Source organism: Lentzea sp. CC55, assembly GCF_021056325.1.
Taxonomy (GTDB): domain Bacteria; phylum Actinomycetota; class Actinomycetes; order Mycobacteriales; family Pseudonocardiaceae; genus Lentzea; species Lentzea jiangxiensis.
The window spans coordinates 180169-199919 of sequence record NZ_JAJCXE010000053.1; the positions used below are offsets into that span (position 1 = coordinate 180169).

The 19751-nt window shown below is 72.0% G+C and carries 1 protein-coding gene; it reads right to left on the reverse strand.

Going from position 1 to position 19751, the window contains the following annotated elements; genetic code table 11:
- On the reverse strand, nt 1–18266 hold an 18266-nt coding region (locus tag L6E10_RS32615), incomplete at its 3' end, for a non-ribosomal peptide synthase/polyketide synthase (RefSeq protein WP_236223990.1).
- Nucleotides 18267–19751: the final 1485 nt, after the last annotated feature.

Below are 19751 nucleotides of genomic sequence, written 5' to 3' on the forward strand. Positions count from 1 at the left end.
CTCGCCGCCGGCCGGTCGACCGGCAGCGGGGTGGGCGCCTCGAACCCGTCGAGGTAGGTGCGCCAGAACCCCTCGGTGTCACCGGGATCGCGTTCGTCGAGCCAGGCGATGTAGTCGCGGTACGGCCGCACCGGCGGCAACGCCTGGCGCTGGTACGCCGCCGTCACCTCGTCCATGACGACGGGCAGGCTCCACCCGTCGCACAGCCCCTGGTACAGGCTCCACACCAGCCACAGCCGGCCCTCGCCGCGCTCGATCAGGTACAGGCGCGTCAACGGCGGCGCGGCGAGGTCGAAGCCGAGCGCGCGGTCCTCCGCCAGCAACTCCCGCAACCGCACCTGTTGTGCGGACTCGTTCAGGCCGGACCAGTCGCGCAGTGCGAGCGGCACGTCGACCTCGGTCAGCACGACCTGCACGGGCTCGCTGACGCCCTCCCACACGAACCCGCTGCGCAGCGGCGCGTGCCGGGCGATCACCTCGCGCCACGCGGCTGCCAGTCTCTCCGCGTCGAGCGGCCCGGCCAGGTCGTAGACGTTCTGCGCCCAGTAGAGGCCGTCGACGGGAGCGCCGACGACACCGAACAGCATGCCGGACTGCACCGGCGCCAACCGGTGCACGTCCGCCAGCGGATACCGCTCCGCCAGCCCGTCGACCTCGGCCTGGGTCAGCGACGCCAGCGGGAAGTCCGACGGCGTGAACCCGCTGCCGGCGCGGCAATGCGCCACCAGCTCGCGCAACGCCTCGACGTACCGGGCGGCGACCCGTTCGACCGTCGCGGTCCCGTGGACGTTGCCGGAGTGGAACCACTCGATCGACAACCGGCCGTCCGCGGTCTGCTGCACCTCGAGCTGCAGCAGGTGCGACCGCGTGCCGCCCACCGCCTCGCTCGGGCCCGCCAGCTCGGCGGGCAGTTCGCGGCGGATCAGCCCGTCCTGGTCGGCGCTGTCGTGGGCGCCGAGGTAGTTGAACAGCACCGGGCGGTCCGGCGCGTCGGCGAGTTCGCCTCTCAGCCACCGCAGCACGCCGTAGCCGACACCGCGGCGCGGCACCGACCGCAGCTCCTCCTTGACCGCCTTGACCGCGGCACCGGGTTCGGTGTGGTGGCTCAGCCGGACCGGGAAGATCGACGTGAACCAGCCGACCGTCCGCGACAGGTCCGCGCCCTCGCGGCCGTGGCTCTCCAGGTCGATCGTCACGTGATCGGAACCGGCCCATTCGCCCAGCGTCCGGGCCAGGGCGGTCAGCAGCAGCTCGTGGCCCTGCGTGCGGTACGCCCTGTGCGCGTCGCCCAGCAGCGCCGCGGTGGTCCCGGCGTCCAGCCACGACCGCACGATCCCCGCGGAGACCTCGGTGTTCGGGCCGTCGCCGTCCGCCGGGAGCTCGACGACGTCGGCGGTGGCGGCGACCCAGTGGTCCCGCTCGCCGCTCGCGTCGTCGTCCTGCAGCCGCACCGCCCAGTGCTGGAACGACGTCGTCTTGGGCGGCAGCGAGCCGCCCCGGTACGCCGTGTCGAGGTCCTCCAGCAGGACGTTCCACGACACCCCGTCCATCACCAGGTGGTGCACGGTCAAACCGAGCCACGCGCGCTCGTCACCACGGTCGAAGTACACGGCCGCCAACAGCGGGCCGTCGGCCAGCCGCAACGACTTCTGCGCCTCGGTCATCCGCTCGACCACGGACTCACCGTCGACCACCCGCAGGAAGCCACCGTCGCCCACGGGAGCGTTGACCTGGCTCTCCGGCGTGAACCGGATCCGCAGCGCGTCGTGGTGCGCGACCAGGGCGTCGAGGGCCTGCCCGAGCCGGACCGGATCGGTGCCGGGTGCCAGCTCGAACACGCCGGACCAGTTCCAGTGGTCCCGGTTCGGCAGGTCCTGCGCCAGGAACCACCGCTGGATCGGCGTGAACGGCACCGGGCCCGTGACCACGCCCTGCTCGGCCGGCGTCACCTCGGCGGTGTCACGGACCGCAAGGGCCAGTTCGGCGATGGTCTGGTGGGCGAACACGTCCGCCACCTCGACACCCAGACCCGCCGCGCGGACACGCGACACGATCTGCAGGCTCAGGATCGAGTCGCCGCCCAGCTCGAAGAAGTTGTCGTGCACGCCGACGCGCTCGACGCCGAGCACCTGTGCCCACACCGCCGCCAGAGTGTCCTCTGTGGACGATCGCGGCGCTTCGTGGACCCCGGCCGTCTCCGGCTCGGGGTCGGGCAGTCCACGCCGGTCGACCTTGCCGTTCGGCGTCAGCGGGAGCTGGTCGAGCGCCACGAACACCGACGGCACCAGGTAATCCGGCACCCGCTCACGCAGCCACGACCGCAAGGCCTTCGCGTCGAACCCGCCCTCCGCCACGACGTACGCCACCAGGCGCTTGCCACCGTGCGGCCCGCCATCCCGCGCCACCACGACGACATCACGCACGCCCAGGTGGTCGCCGATCACGACCTCGACCTCACCGGGCTCCACCCGATAGCCGCGGATCTTCACCTGCTCATCCACCCGGCCCAGGAACTCCAGCACCCCGTCCGCACGCCACCGGGCCCGGTCACCCGTCCGGTACAGCCGGCCACCCGGCCCGCCGAACACGTCCGGCACGAACCGCTCGGCGGTCAGGTCCGGACGACCCACGTACCCCTGGGCCACCCCCGCACCACCGACCAGCAGCTCACCCGGCACACCAACCGGTGCCGGCCGCAAAGACCCGTCCACCACGAACGCCCGCACACCCGCCAGCGGCGTGCCGATCGGCACCACAGCGGCGGGGTTGTCTTCCACGACGGCGTGGAAGGTCGAGTCGATCGCCGCCTCGGTCACCCCGAACACGTTGCCCGGCACCGCATTCGGCGCCACCTCGGCCACAGCACCAGTCAACGCGTCGTGCGTCCACATGTCCGTACCCGAGATCACCAGCCGCAACGACTCCACCGAACCTGCGACCCGGCAGTGAGCCGCGAGATCGCGCAACAACATGCCCGGCACGATCTCCGCAACCTCGACCTGATGGTCCACCAACGTCCGGTGCAACGACTCCACGGTCACATGCTCGTCGTGCGGCAGGAACACCACTCGTTGACCGAACGCCAGCGCTCGGGTCATGTCACCGATCGACACGTCGAAACCCGGACCCGACATCGACAGCACCGTGCCCGGACCACCCAAGGAGCGCAGACCGTCACGCCAACCGGCCACATAGGACGACAACGCCGCATGCGTCACCGCCACGCCCTTGGGACGACCGGTCGAACCCGAGGTGTAAGCGATGTACGCCAACGCAGACGGGTCGACCGGCGGGAGCGGTTCACCGACGGTGGCGGACACGTCCGGCGACAGCACCTCACCGGTGAACCCGGCCGGTGGCGACGTCGCCACCGCGGCCACCACACCGGCATCGGCCAGCAGGAACTCCACGCGTTCGTCAGGAAGTCCGGGGTTGACAGGCAGGTACACGCCACCCGAACGCAGCACGCCCTGGAACGCGACCGCCAGATCAAGCCCACGCGGCACCAGCACGGCCACCGGCGATCCCGCGGTCACACCGGCACGGCGCAGCCCGGCAGCGAGAGCATCGGCGCGAGCGTTCAGCTCCGCGAACGTCAACCGCTCGTCACCGCAGACCACGGCGACCTCGGACGAGGTCCGCGCGGCGATCAGCTCCGGCACCGGTGGTTCGGCAGCCGGCACCGGCGTGGCACCCCACGCCACCAGCTCCGCCGCCTGCCCCGGCCGCTGCACCGGCACCTCGCGCACCGCCAGCCCTGGGCGCTCCGCGACCGCGGTCAGCACGACCGCGAGCTGGTCGAGGATCCGTTCCACGGTGACGGCGTCGAACGCCGCCGTCGAGAACTCCGCCTCGATCTTGAGCGTGTCCTCCAGGTCGACCGCGAACGTCAGCGGGTAGTTGCCCTGCTCCACCGACTCGGTGGCCCGCACCCCGCCGAGGTCCTCCGGCAACTCCTCCTGCGGGTAGTTGCCGAACACGACGATCGAGTCGAACAACGCGCGGCCGTGCGGAACGGCCGACCACCGCTGCACGTCGACCAACGGCGTGTACTCGAACCGCTGCAGCGCGACCTGGTTGTCCTGCAACGCCGGGAGCCACGCCGCGAACGGGGTGTCCGCCGGCACGGACGCCCGGACCGGCAGCGTGTTGATGAACAACCCGACCACCGACTCGACACCGGCCAGATCAGCCGGACGACCCGAGACCGTCAGGCCGAACACCACGTCGTCGTCGCCCGAGTACGTCGACAGCAGCAACGCCCACGCGGCCTGCACGACCGTCGACAACGTCACGCGCTGACGGCGGGCCAGCTCGACCAACCGGCCCGTGACCGCCTCGTCCAGGTGCATGCGACGGCGGCCCTGGTCGTAGTGGCTGTTCGCGAGCCGGTCGACCGGAAGTGCCGTCGGTGCCTCGAACCCGCTCAGGTACGTGCGCCAGAACCCCTCGGCCTCTTCGGAGCCACGCCGGTCGAGCCACGCGATGAAGTCCCGGTACGACCGCGCCGGCTCCAGGGAACGCCCCTGGTAGAGCGCCGACACCTCGTCCATGACGACCGGCAGGCTCCACCCGTCGCACAGCCCCTGGTAGAGCCCCCACACCAGCCACAACCGGCCCTCGCCGCGGTCCACCAGGTACAGGCGCGTCAACGGCGGCACAGCGAGGTCGAAGCCCAGCGCGCGGTCCTCGTCGAGCAGCTCCCGCAACCGCACCTGCTGGGTGGCCGCGTCGAGGCCGGACCAGTCGCGCCGCTCCAGCGGCACCTCGACGTCCGGGAGAACGACCTGGACGGGTTCGCTGACGCCCTCCCACACGAAGACGCTGCGCAGCGCGGCGTGCCGGGAGATCACCGAGCGCCAGGCCCGGGCGAGGCGGCCGGCGTCGATCGGGCCGGTCAGGTCGTAGACGCCCTGACCCCAGTAGAGGCCGTCCACGGGAGAACCCGCGACACCGAACAGCATGCCGGACTGCACCGGCGCCAACCGGTGCACGTCGACCAGCGGGTACCGCTCGGCGAGTCCGTCGACCTCGGCCTGCGTCAGCGACGCCAGCGGGAAGTCCGACGGCGTGAAGCCGTTGGCGCAACGGCAATGCGCGACCAGCGCACGCAGGGCCGCGACGTAGCGCTCAGCGACGCGTTCGACGGTGGGGGCGTCGTGCAGGTCGTGGCTGAAGTGCCACTCGACCCGCAGGCGCCCGTCGGCGTCCTGCTGGGCCTCGACCTGCAGGACGTGCGACCGCGTTCCGCCCGTGCCCTCGCTCGGGCCGGCCAGCTCGGCGGGGAGCTCCCGGCGGATCAGGCCGACCGAGTCGACGGCGTCGAAGGCGCCGAGGTAGTTGAACAGCACCGGACGGTCCGGCGCACCGGCCAGGTCGCCCTGCAACCAGCGCAACGCGCCGTAGCCGACGCCGCGGCGCGGGATCGCCCGCAGCTCCTCCTTGACGGCCTTGATCGCCGCCGCCGGGTCGCTCTCGTGCGTGAGGCGCACCGGGAAGATCGACGTGAACCAGCCGACCGTGCGGGACAGGTCGACGCCGTCGGCCACCGCCTCACGGCCGTGGCTCTCGAGGTCCACCGTGACGTGACCGGTGCCGGTCCACTCCCCCAGAGCCTGGGCGAGAGCGGCCAGCAGCAGGTCGTTGCCCTGCGTGCGGTACGCGCGGTGGGCGTCGCCGAGCAGGGCGGCGGTGCTGTCCGCGTCCAGCCACGACCGGACGACGCCGGCCGAGGTCTCGTCGTTGGGCCCGTGGTGGTCCTGCGGCAGGTCCACGACGTCGGCGGTCTGGGCGAGCCAGGTCTCCCGCTCGTCCCGCGCGTCCAGCTCCCGCAGCACCTCGGCCCACTGCCGGAACGACGTGGTCTTCGGCCCGAGCTCCCGGCCCGCGTAGGCCGCGTCGAGGTCCTCCAGCAGGATGTTCCACGACACGCCGTCCATCACCAGGTGGTGCACGGTCAAACCGAGCCACGCCGGCTCGTCGCCACGGTCGAAGAAGACGGCCGCGAGAAGCGGGCCGTCGGCCAGCCGCAACGACTTCTGCGCCTCGGTCATCCGCTCGACCACGGATCCACCGGTCGCGACGCTCAGGAACCCACCACCGCCGACGGCGGCGTTGACCTGGCTCTCCGGCGTGAACCGGATGCGCAAGGCGTCGTGGTGCGCGACAACGGCGCCCAGCGCCCGCCCGAGCCTCTCCGGATCCGTGCCGGGAGCCAGTTCGAACATCCCGGACCAGTTCCAGTGGTCCCGGTTCGGGATGTCCTGCGCCAGGAACCAGTGCTGGATCGGCGTCAACGGCACCGGTCCGGTGACGACGCCCTGCTCGGCCAGCGTGACCGCGGGAGTGTCGCGGACGGCGCCCGCCAGCGCGGCGATCGTCTGGTGGGCGAACACGTCCGCCACCTCGACACCCAGACCCGCCGCACGCACGCGCGCCACGATCTGCAGGCTGAGGATCGAGTCTCCGCCCAGCTCGAAGAAGTTGTCGTGCACACCGACGCGCTCGACCCCGAGCACACCGCTCCACACCGCCGCGAGCGATTCCTCGACCGCGGTCCGGGGCGCCACGTACGCCTCCCCGGTCGTCTCCGGCTCCGGTTCCGGCAACCCGCGCCGGTCGACCTTGCCGTTGGGCGTGAGCGGAAGCCTTTCCAGGGCAACGAACACCGACGGCACCAGGTAGTCCGGCACCCGCTCGCGCAACCAGGACCGCAGTTCCTTCGAGTCGAACTCACCCTCCGCGACGACGTAGGCGACCAGGCGCTTGCCGCCGTGCGGTCCGCCATCCCGCGCCACCACTACGACATCACGCACGTCCGGGTGGTCACCGATCACGACCTCGACCTCGCCCGGTTCGACCCGGTAGCCGCGGATCTTGACCTGTTCGTCCACGCGGCCGAGGAACTCGATCGTGCCGTCCGCACGCCACTTCGCCCGATCACCGGTGCGGTAGAGCCGCCCGCCGGCCTCACCGAACAGGTCCGGGACGAACCGGACCGAGGTCAGGTCGGGGCGCCCCAGGTATCCCCGCGCCACACCGGCACCGCCGACCAGCAGCTCGCCGGGAACGCCCACGGGCACCGGCCGCAGCGCGGAGTCCACGACGACGGCGCGAGCACCGGCCAGCGGCGTGCCGATCGGCACCACGGCGGCGGGGTGGTCCTCCGCGACGGCGTGGAAAATCGAGTCGATCGCCGCCTCGGTCACCCCGAACACGTTGCCCGGCACCGCATTCGGCGCCACCTCGGCAACCGCGGACGTCAACGCGCCATGCGTCCACATGTCCGTACCCGAGATCACCAGCCGCAACGACTCCACCGGCCCCGCGGTCCGGCAGTACGCGGCCAGATCGCGCAGCAGCATGCCCGGCACGATCTCGGCGATCTCGATCCGGTGCTCCACCAACGTGGCGTGCAACGACTCGACCGACACGTGCTCGTCGTGCGGCAGGAACACCACGGTCTGCCCGAACGCCAACGCACGGGTCATGTCACCGATCGACACGTCGAAACCCGGACCCGACATCGACAACACCGTGCCCGGACCACCCAGAGCAGCCAGACCATCACGCCAACCGGCCACATAGGACGACAACGCCGCATGCGTCACCGCCACGCCCTTCGGACGACCGGTCGAACCGGACGTGTACGCGATGTAGGCCAACGCTTCGGGATCAACGGGCGGAAGCGCCTCAGCCGGCGCCGTCGAGTCGTCCACGAGCAGCACCGCACCCGCGAAGCCGTCCAGCGGCGAGGTCGTGACCACGGCGACGGCACCGGAGTCCGCCAGCAGGAACGCCAGGCGTTCGGCGGGCAGTCCGGGGTTGATCGGCACGTACACACCGCCTGAACGCAGCACGCCCTGGAACGCCACCGCCAGGTCCAGCCCACGCGGCACCAGCACGGCCACCGGCGACTCCGCGGTCACCCCGGCGCGCCGAAGCCGTGCAGCCAACGCCTCCGCCCGAGCGTCCAGCTCGGCGAACGTCAGGCTGTCCTCACCGCACACCACGGCCACGGCGCCGGAGCCGGCCCAGCCGCGGACCAGATCGGGCACCGGCGGTTCGGCGGCGGGAACCGGCGTCTCGCCCCACGCCACGAGCTCCGCGGCCTGGTCCGGACGCTGCAACGGCACCTCGGCGACCACCAGCCCGGGTCGTCGCGCCACGGCGGTCAGCACGACCACCAACTGGTCGAGGATCCGCTCGACCGTGACGGCGTCGAACGCGGCCGTCGAGAACTCGGCCTCGATCCGGAGGCGGCGCTCCAGGTCGACCGCGAACGTGAGCGGGTAGTTGCCCTGCTCCACCGAGTCGACGGTGGCGTAGCCGCCGGGGACCGCGTCCAGGTCGTCGGGGAGCTCCTGGTGCGGGTAGTTGCCGAACACGACGATCGAGTCGAACAACGCCCGGCCACCCGGAACGGCCGACCACCGCTGCACGTCGACCAGCGGCGTGTACTCGAACCGCTGCACCGCGACCTGGTTGTCCCGCAACTCGCGCAGCCAGGACGTGAACGGCACGTCCGCGGGCACGGTGGTCCGCACCGGCAGCGTGTTGATGAACAACCCGACCATCGACTCCACGCCGGCGAGGTCACCGGGGCGGCCCGAGACGGTGAGGCCGAACAGCACGTCGTCCTCGCCGGAAGACGCCGACAGCACCTTCGCCCACGCCGCCTGCACGACCGTCGACAGCGTCACGCGCTCGCGGCGGGCCAGCTCCACCAGCCCGGCCGTGACGTCCTCGTCGAGCGCGGTCCTGCGGCGGTCCTGGGCGTAGTGGTTCGTCGCCGGCCGGTCGACCGGCAACGGTGTCGGCGCCTCGAACCCGTCCAGCGCCCGGCGCCAGAACTCCTCGGACTCGTCGGGGTCGCGCCGGTCCAGCCACGCGATGAACTCGCGGTAGGACCGTGCCGGGGCAAGGGTTTCACCGTCGTAGGAGGCGAACACCTCGTCCATGACGACGGGCAGGCTCCACCCGTCGCACAGCCCTTGGTACAGGCCCCACACCAGCCACAGCCGGTCTTCACCGCGGTCCACCAGGTACAGGCGCGTCAACGGCGGCGCGGCGAGGTCGAAGCCCAGCGCGCGGTCCTCGGACAGCAGCTCCCGCAGTCGCACCTGCTGGGTGGCCGCGTCGAGGCCGGACCAGTCGCGTTCCGCGAGCGGGACGTCGACCTCGGCCAGCACGACCTGCACCGGCTCGCTGACGCCCTCCCACACGAACCCGCTGCGCAGCGCGGCGTGCCGGGAGATCACCTCGCGCCACGCGCGCGCCAGCCGCTCGGCGTCGACCGGGCCCGCGAGGTCGTAGACGCCCTGGCCCCAGTAGAGGCCGTCGACCGGTGACCCGACGACACCGAACAGCATGCCCGCTTGCACCGGCGCCAACCGGTGCACGTCCGCCAGCCGATACCGCTCCGCCAGCCCGTCGACCTCGGTCTGAGTCAGCGAGGCGAGCGGGAAGTCCGACGGCGTGAAGCCGGAGACGCCCGACCGGCAGTGCTCCACCAGTGCTCGCAACGCCGCCACGTACCGGTCCGCGACGCGCTCGACGGTCTCGGCGCGGTGCAGGTTCGTGCTGTGCAGCCACTCGATCCGCAGCCGGCCGTCGTCCTCGCGCACGACCTCGAGCTGCAGCGGGTAGGCCCGCGTCCCGCCCGGTCCCTCCACCGGCCCGGCGAGGTCGGCGGGGAGCTCCCCGCGCAGCAGACCCGCCGGGTCGACGGCGTCGAACGCGCCGAGGTAGTTGAACAGCACAGGCCGCTCCGGCGCACCGGCGAACTCGCCGTGCAGCCACCGCAGGGCGCCGTAGCCGACACCGCGGCGCGGCACCGACCGCAGGGACTCCTTGACCGCCTTGACCGTCCCGCCGACGTCCTCCCGGCGGCTCAGCCGCACCGGGAAGATCGACGTGAACCAGCCGACCGTCCTCGACAGGTCGAGGTCCTCGCGGCCGTGGCTCTCCAGGTCGACCGTGACGTGGTCACTCCCGGTCCACTCCCCCAGCACGTCGGCCAGAGCGGCGAGGAGCAGGTCGTCGGCCCGCGTCCGGTAGGCCCTGTGGGCCTCGCCGAACAGGGCGGAGGTGGTGGAGGCGTCCAGCCACGTGCGCACCACGGCGCCGGACTCCGCGGTGTTGGGGCCGTCGCCGTCGAGCGGCAGTGCGACCACGTCCGAGGTCGCCGCCGCCCAGTGGTCCCGTTCGCCGCCGGCGTCCCGCTCCAGGAGGTGTCCGGCCCACTGCCGGAACGAGACCGTCTTGGGCCCCAACGCCTCCGAGCGGTACGCGGTGCCGAGGTCCTCCAGCAGGACGTTCCACGACACCCCGTCCATCACCAGGTGGTGCACGGTCAAACCGAGCCACGCGGACTCGTCACCGCGGTCGAAGAAAACGGCCGCGAGAAGCGGGCCGTCGGCCAGCCGCAACGACTTCTGCGCCACCGTCATCTCGGCGACCACATCCGAGTCGCCCTCGACGACCCGCAGCAGGTCCGCGGCCTCGACCCCCGCGTTGTACTGGCGCTCGGGCGAGAACCGCAGGCGCAGGGCGTCGTGGTGGGCGAGCAGGACGTCGAACGCCTGCCGCAGCCGTTCCGGATCGGTGCCGGGCGCCAGCTCGAACACGCCCGACCAGTTCCAGTGATCGCGGTTCGGCACGTCCTGCGCCAGGAACCAGTGCTGGATCGGCGTCAACGGCACGGGACCGGTGACGACGCCCTGCTCGGCCACCGAGACCTCGGGAGCCTCGCGCACCACGAGGGCCAGCTCGGCGATCGTCTGGTGGGCGAACACGTCCGCCACGTCGACGCCCAGTTCCGCCGCACGCACGCGGGCCACGATCTGCAGGCTGAGGATCGAGTCTCCGCCCAGCTCGAAGAAGTTGTCGTGCACACCGACGCGCTCCACGCCGAGCACACCGCTCCACACGGCGGCCAGGGTCTCCTCGACGGCGTTGCGGGGAGCCACGTAGGTCTCGGTGGCCGCCTCGGGCTCCGGCTCCGGCAACCCGCGCCGGTCGACCTTGCCGTTGGGCGTGAGCGGAAGCCTTTCCAACGCAACGAACACCGACGGCACCAGGTAGTCCGGCACCCGCTCGCGCAGCCACGACCGCAACGCGGAACCGGTGACCTCGGCGTCCTCGGCGACCACGTACGCCACGAGGCGCTTGCCGCCGTGGGGACCGCCGTCCCGTGCCACCACGACGACATCACGCACGTCCGGGTGGTCACCGAGGACGACCTCGACCTCACCGGGCTCCACCCGATAACCGCGGATCTTCACCTGCTCGTCCACCCGGCCGAGGAACTCCAGCACCCCGTCCGCACGCCACCGGGCCCGGTCACCCGTCCGGTACAGACGTCCACCGGAGCCGCCGAACACGTCCGGTACGAACCGCGTCGCCGTCAGGTCCGCGCGGCCGACGTAGCCCTGCGCGACACCGGCACCACCGACCAGCAGCTCACCCGGAACCCCCACCGGCACCGGCCGCATCGCGCCGTCCACGACGAACGCCCGCGCGCCGGCCAGCGGCGTGCCGATCGGCACCACCGACGCCGGGTGGTCCTCGGTGACCGGGTGGAAGATCGAGTCGATCGCGGCCTCGGTCACGCCGAACACGTTGCCCGCCAGGGCGTTCGGCGCCACGTCGGCGACCGCGCCGGTGAGCGCGTCGTGCGTCCACATGTCGGTGCCGGAGATGACCAGGCGCAGCGACTTGACCGGCCCCGCCTCGCGGCAGTGCGCGGCCAGGTCGCGCAGCAGCATGCCCGGCACGATCTCCGCGACCTCGACCTCGTGGTCGACCAGCGTCCGGTGCAGCGACTCCACGGTCACGTGCTCGTCGTGGGGCAGGAAGACCACCGTGCGGCCGAACGCCAGCGCTCGGGTCATGTCGCCGATCGACACGTCGAAACCGGGGCCGGACATGGACAGCACCGTGCCCGGACCGCCCAGCTCGACGAGTCCTCGCCGCCAGCCGGCGACGTAGGAGGACAACGCGGCGTGCGTCACGGCCACGCCCTTGGGGCGGCCGGTCGAGCCGGACGTGTAAGCGATGTACGCGAGCGAGTGCGGGTCGACGGGCACCGGCAGGGCGCCGAACCCCCGGTCCTCGTCGTCGATCAGCAGCACCTCGGCGAGCCCGGCCACCTCGCCCGCGAACGACGAGGTCGTCACCACGACCGACGCACCGGCATCGGCCAGCAGGAACGCCAGTCGCTCGGCGGGAAGCCCGGGGTTGACCGGCACGTACACGCCACCGGAGCGCAGCACGCCCTGGAACGCCACGGCGAGGTCGACCCCGCGCGGCACCAGCACGGCGACGCGCGATCCGACGGTGACGCCGGTCCGCTGCAGCCGCCCGGCCAGCGCTTCCGCCCGGAAGCCCAGCTCGGCGAACGTCAGCCGCTCGTCGCCGCAGATCACGGCGACCTCGGGGGAGATCCGCGCCCAGTCGTCGACCAGGTCGGGCACCGGCCGTTCGGTGGCGGGCTCGGGGGTCTCGCCCCACGCCACCAGCACCGCCGCCTGCTCCGGGCGTTGCAGCGGCACGTCCCGGACCAGCAGGTCCGGCCGCTCGGCCACCGCGGTCAGCACGACCGCGAGCTGGTCGAGGACCCGGTCCACGGTGGCGGCGTCGAACGCGGCGGTGGAGAACTCGGCCTCGACCCGGAGCGTCTCGCCCACGTCGACCGCGAACGTGAGCGGGTAGTTGCCCTGCTCCACCGAGTCGAGCAGCGGCGACAGCTCGAAGCCGGCGACGCGCGTCCGGCCGCCGGGGTAGTTGCGCAGCACGACGATGCTGTCGAACAGCGCGCGGCCAGCGGGCACCGACGACCAGCGCTGCGCGTCGACCAGCGGCGTGTACTCGTACCGCTGCACCGCGACCTGGTTGTCCCGCAGGTCGCGCAGCCAGGACGTGAACGGCACGTCCGCGGGCACGGTGGTCCGCACCGGCAGCGTGTTGATGAACAGGCCCACGGTCGACTCGACCCCGGCCAGCTCCGGCGGGCGACCCGACACGGTCAGGCCGAACACGACGTCGTCCTCGCCCGAACTCGCCGACAGCACCTTGGCCCACGCGGCCTGCACCACCGCGGACAGCGTCACGCGCTCGCGGCGTGCCAGGTCGACGATCTTCGCCGTCACGTCCGGGGTCAGCGCGGTCCCGCGCCGGTCCTGGGCGTGGTGGTGCGTCGCCAGCCGGTCGACCGGCAACGGTGTCGGTGCCTCGAAACCGTCCAGGTAGGACCGCCAGAAGCTTTCCGGCTCGGCGGGGTCGCGCCGGTCGAGCCAGGCGATGAACTCGCGGTAGGACCTCGCCGGGGCGAGGGTCGTGCCCTCGTAGGCGGCGGACACCTCGTCCACCACGACGGGCAGGCTCCACCCGTCGCACAGGCCCTGGTAGAGACCCCAGACCAGCCAGTACCGCCCGTGGCCCCGGTCGGCGAGGTACAGGCGGGTCAGCGGCGGCGCCGCCGGGTCGAAGCCCAGCGCGCGGTCCTGCGCCAGCAGCTCGCGCAGCCGCGCGTCCTGCACGTCACCGTCCACATCGGACCAGTCGCGGAGCTGGAGCGGGACGTCGACGCCCTCCAGCACGACCTGCACCGGTTCGCTGACGCCCTCCCACACGAACGCGCTGCGCAGCGCGGCCTGCCGGGAGATCACCTCCTGCCAGGCGCGGGCGAGGCGGTCCGCGTCGACGGTGCCGGTCAGCTCGTAGATCCCCTGGCCCCAGTAGAGCCCGTCGCCCTCGGCCGGTGCGCCCGCGACACCGAACAGCATGCCGGACTGCACCGGCGCCAGCCGGTACACGTCGGCCAGGCCCGGGAAGCGGGCGGCGAGCCGGTCGACCTCGTCCTGCGCCAGCGACGCCAGCGGGAAGTCCGACGGCGTGAGCCCCGCGACTCCCGACCGGCAGTGCTCGACGAGCGCCTCCAGCTCACGCCGGTAGGTCTCGGCCAGCCGCGCGACGGTCGCGGCCTCGTGCAGTTCGGCGCTGTAGTGCCACTCGACCTGCAGCTGCCCGTCAGCGGTGCGGGTCACCTCGAGGTTCAGCACGTGCGACCGGGTGCCGTGGCCGGACGTCGCCGCACCCCGCAGCGCCACCGGCAGCTCACGGCGGAGCAGGTCTCCCGTGCCCGCGCCGGATCCGAGGTAGTTGAACAGCACCGGTCGATCGGGCGCGCCGGACAGTTCGCCGTGCAGCCACCGCAGAGCGCCGTAGCCGACACCGCGGCGGGGCACGGCGCGCAGCTGTTCCTTGACGGCCTTCACCGTGGCGCCCAGGTCCTCGTGCCGGCTCAGCCGCACCGGGAAGATCGACGTGAACCAGCCGACCGTGCGGGACAGGTCGACGCCGTCCGCGATCGCCTCGCGGCCGTGGCTCTCCAGGTCGATGGTCAGCGTGTCCGCGCCGGCCCACGGGCCCAGCGTGCGCACCAGTGCGGCCAGCAGCAGGTCGTTGCCCTGCGTCCGGTACGCCTTGTGCGCGTCACCCAGCAACGCGGCGGTCGTCGCGGCGGTCAGCAGCGTCGTGTGGACCCGGGACGAACGTTCGTCGTTCGGTCCTCCGCCGTCGACCGGCAGCGCGACGACGTCGGAGGTCGCGGCGGCCCAGTGGTCCCGCTCGGCGGCGGCGTCGAAGGTCTGGAGCAGCTCCGCCCACTGCCGGAACGAGGTCGTCTTGGCGGGCAACGCCTCCGAGCGGTACGCGGTGCCGAGGTCCTCCAGCAGGACGTTCCACGACACGCCGTCCATCACCAGGTGGTGCACCACCAGCCCGAGCCACGCCGGTTCGTCGCCGCGGTCGAAGAAGACGGCCGCGAGAAGCGGGCCGTCGGCCAGCCGCAACGACTTCTGCGCCACCGTCATCTCGGCGACCACGTCCGAGTCGCCCTCGACGACCCGCAGCAGGTCCGCGGCCTCGACCCCGGCGTTGTGCTGGCCCTCGGGCGAGAACCGCAGGCGCAGGGCGTCGTGGTGCGCGACCAAGGTGTCGAGAGCCTCGGCCAGTCGTCCGGGATCGGTCCCCGGCGCCAGCTCGAACACGCCCGACCAGTTCCAGTGGTCGGGGTCGCCGACGTCCTGAGCGGTGAACCAGCGCTGGATCGGCGTCAGCGGAACGGGACCGGTGACCACGCCCTGCTCCGCGAGCGTCACGGCGGGGGTGTCGCGCACGACGGCCGCCAGCCCGGCGACGGTCTGGTGGGAGAGCACGTCGGCCACGTCCACGTTCAGACCGGCGGCGCGGGCGCGTGCCACGATCTGCAGGCTCAGGATCGAGTCGCCGCCCAGCTCGAAGAAGTTGTCGTGCACACCGACGCGCTCTACCCCGAGCACACCGCTCCACACCGCCGCGAGAGCGTCCTCTGTGGACGATCGTGGCGCTTCGTAGACCCCGGTCGTCTCCGGCTCGGGGTCGGGCAGCCCGCGCCGGTCGACCTTGCCGTTGGGCGTGACCGGAAGCCGTTCCAGGGCAACGAACACCGACGGCACCAGGTAGTCCGGCACCCGTTCCCGCAGCCACGACCGCAGTTCCTGACCGCTGACATCCGTGTCCTCGGCGACGACGTAGGCCACGAGGCGCTTGCCGCCGTGGGGACCGCCGTCCCGTGCCACCACGACGACATCGCGCACGCCGGGGTGGTCACCGATCACGACCTCGACCTCACCGGGTTCGACCCGGTAGCCGCGGATCTTGACCTGCTCGTCGACGCGGCCGAGGAACTCCAGCACCCCGTCCGCACGCCACCGGGCCCGGTCACCCGTCCGGTACAGCCGGCCACCGGACCCGCCGAACACGTCCGGCAGGAACCGCTCGGCGGTCAGATCGGGCCGGCCCACGTACCCCTGGGCCACCCCCGCGCCGCCGACCAGCAACTCGCCCTCGACGCCCACGGGCACCGGTCGCAGCAGGCCGTCCACCACGAAGACGTCGACGCCCGCCAGCGGCACGCCGATCGGGACGACCTCGCCCTCGTGCTCCGGCCGTGCCACCACCGGGTGGAAGACCGAGTCGATCGCGGCCTCGGTGACGCCGAAGACGTTGCCCGGCACCGCGTTCGGCGCCACGGCCTCGACCGCCGCCGTCAGCGCGTCGTAGGTCCACATGTCGGTGCCCGAGATGACCAGGCGCAACGACTCGACCGGCCCCGCCTCGCGGCAGTGCGCGGCCAGGTCGCGCAGCAGCATGCCCGGCACGATCTCCGCGACCTCGACCCGGTGCTCGGCCAGCGTGCGGTGCAGCGACTCGACCGACACCGCCTCGTCGTGCGGCAGGAACACCAGCGTCCGCCCGAACGCCAGCGCGCGCGTCATGTCGCCGATCGACACGTCGAAACCGGGGCCCGACATCGACAGCACGGTGCCCGCGCCGCCCAGCGGTTCGAGCGCCCGCGTCCAGCCGGCGACGTACGACGACAACGCCCTGTGCGTCACCGCAACGCCCTTGGGTCGTCCCGTCGATCCTGACGTGTAGGCGAGGTAGGCCACCGCGTCCGGGTCGACGCCGACCGGCGGCGCGCTGCCGGCCGGACCGTGGTCGTCGAGCAGCAGGACGTCTCCGGCGAACCCGGTCAGCTCACCGGCCGGCGCCGACGTCGTGACCGCGGCCACCACGCCCGCGTCCGCCAGCAGGAACGCCAGGCGTTCCGCCGGAAGGCCGGGGTTGATCGGCACGTACACGCCACCGGAGCGCAGCACGCCCTGGAACGCCACCGCCAGGTCGAGCCCCCGGGGAACGAGCACGGCGACCGGGGACCCCGCGGTCACCCCGGCCTGGCGCAGCCGGGCGGCGAGCGCGTCGGCCCGCTCCCCGAGCTCGCCGAAGGTGAGCCGTTCGTCACCGCACACCACCGCCGTCGCTCCCGGACGGGTGCCGGCGTGGTCCGCCACGAGATCGGGAACGCAGGCCACATCAGGCTGTGCGGCGCCGGTTCCCCAGCTCCGGGTGCGCGCCAGGTCCACAGTGGAGGGTCGTGGGGCATCGGCGACCGGTCCGCGCGCGAGCCGGTCGAGCACGCTGAGGAACCGTTCCTCGTGCAGCGCCAGCTCGGCCTCGGCGGCCACGCCGTCCTCGACGTCGAAGTCCAGCCACGCCCGGTCACCTGCGGACCAGCCGCAGGTCGTGACGGTCAGGTCGCGGATCGGGCCGACCGCCAGGTTCCGCGGTGTGCCGGCGTGCACGTCCGGACCGAAGCTCAGCGGACGGCTGAAGTCGACGACGTTGAAGGTCGGGCCGAACCAGGCGCCGCCGCCGGTGACGCCGAGCTTCCGGGCGAGGTCCTCACCCCGGTACCGCGACCTCGGGGCGTTCTCGGCCAGGCGTGCGGCGGTGGCGTCCGCCAGCTGCCGGATCGTCGTGCCCTCCGGCACGTGCAGCGCGAGACGTGCGACGTTGGCCAGCAGTCCGGGAGTGGTGCGGGCCAGCGGACTGCGGCGTGCGGCCGTCGGCAGGCTGAACACGACGTCGTCGCGGCCGGTCAGTTCCCGTTGGTACGCCGCGAAAGCCGACACGAGGAAGTGCGGCACGCGCAGGCCGAGCTCCGCGCTGCGGTCGAGGACGGCGTCGCGCAACGCCCCGTCGACCGCGACCGTGCGGCGCCGGGACGGTCGTCGCCGTTCCGGCCGGCGCTCGGTCTCGCGGCTCCGCACCGCCTCCGCCACCGACTCGAGCCAGTACCGCTCGTCGTCGGCCCGGTCGGCGGATTCCCGGTAGGCCCGGTCCTCCGCCACGACGTCGGCCCAGGAGCCGAACGTGCGCACGCCATCCCCGGCGTAGACCTCGGCGACGCGACGGGTGATCAGAGCGAACGAGAAGAGATCGGTGATCAGGTGGTGCGCCCGGTGGTACCACCAGTTCTCGCCGTCGGCGACGCGCAGCAGCGCCCAGCGCCACAGCGGAGCCGTCCGGTGGTCGAGCGGCCGGCCGCTGTCGGCGCGCATCCACGCCCGCGCCGACCCCGCGGGGTCGTCCTCACCGCGGAGGTCGACCACCGGCAGGACGTCGGCGGGCAGCTCGTCGGCGAAGGCCTGCCACGGCGACCCGTCGGCGTGTTCGCCGAAGAACAACTGGTACGCCTCGGTTTCCTCCGCCACCACACGGGCGCCGGCCCGCAGGCGCTCCACGTCGAGAGGCCCGCGCAGCACCACGTACTGGGCGGGGTTGAACTCGGGGGTGTCCCCGAGCAGCTCCGCCGACAGCCACATGTCCACCTGCGCCGCGGTCAGCGAGTACCGATCCCCTGCCGCACGCCGCTCCACCAACTGAACCGCTCCCTCTCGAACCGTTGCCCCCCGGCACCTCACGGATGCGTTGGCGTGCGGCTGCCGGGAAGTACGAAACCGCTCCGCTACCAGGGAACGACCGCTCGAGTCGCAGATACAGCGAGTGAAGGAGCGCCGCATGAGCGCAGGATCCAGCGATGCCGCTGCTACTCACGGTGAGCGCGAACGGCACGGCTGAACGCCGCGTGCAGGCTCTTGGGACCGTCGCCGATGAGGCGGCGCACGAGGCCCCTGCACCCCGCTACCGCACGACGCCGATCACAGGACCGGGACGACCCGGAACCCCCGGTTCCAGGCGATGTGACTCACCGCGCGAACAGGTGACCAGCCTGTTCACGCGGTGTGGAGAATCGCTCGTTCGACAAAATGCCCCCTGCGTCATCCGCCGACTCACAGATTCACGTGGCACGCACGTGAATCCTCGATCAACCGGAAGCGTCCACCCCAAAGAAAACCCCCGTGTCACATCGGTGACAACCGCAGATTAGCCACCGCCGCGACCGGGACGGATCCACCGAACAGTCGAATTTCCGATGCTGCGCAATTCAACAAGTCCCTCGCCGACCTATCGACGCGCGCGAGCTCCAGTCACTTCGCGCATCCGCACACGCACTCGCTGTGATCAGCGTCTCCGATGGCCCATTCCGCACGCGAACGTGCAATAGACCGAATTTGAAGACTTCGGAACAATCGCCATTTCGCTCACGTCCAAGCCGCACGGAAACCGAGGTTCCACGTCACACGCCCTGAGCACTGCGATGTTCGAAGCGGACCCAAACGACGCTGCGCCCTCCGGCTTGGAATTGCGCGACCAGACACCTGCTCACCGGACTCCGCGCTGGTCACTGCGCCATATCAGCTCAGCAGATCGATTCAGCACCGATAGATCGCCGATCTGCGCCCGGACTCGGCGCTCGGACCTGCCCGGACACACCCGCGACCAGCGAAGCCTCACGGCGCCCCAATTGAGACACTTCGCGCGGTCCTGTCGCGTTGCGGCCGACGCAACGCTGTCGGATCGGACCAAACCTCTCATCCGGCCGAATCCAGGCAGCCTTCCGAGGTGTCCCGCACCGGTCCTGCGACTCGATGTTCGCCGTCGTTCTCCCCCGTCGAACCGCATCGACAGCGACACCGGGAAAAATTAGGTAAATCCACGAATTTCACGTGCACTTTCACTTTCCGCCGCACAGTGGATCGCGGAACTGACTTCACGTCGTCCACACCTCTTTTTTGCCATAAGTGTTCCCGATGCCGCCCCACACCGGTGACGAATGCCGCCGATCGGAGCAAAGGAGGTGAGTCGGCCATCTACAGCATCGCAAACGCGCGTGCCAGTGACTTGAGACCAGGGATGGCCGCGGCCTCGAGGGGAGAACAATGCCGGTGCTGACGGCGCTGGACGCGGTGGCGCGGGGGGCGCACCACTCTCGCCGGTCTCGCTGGCACCCCGCCTCGCAA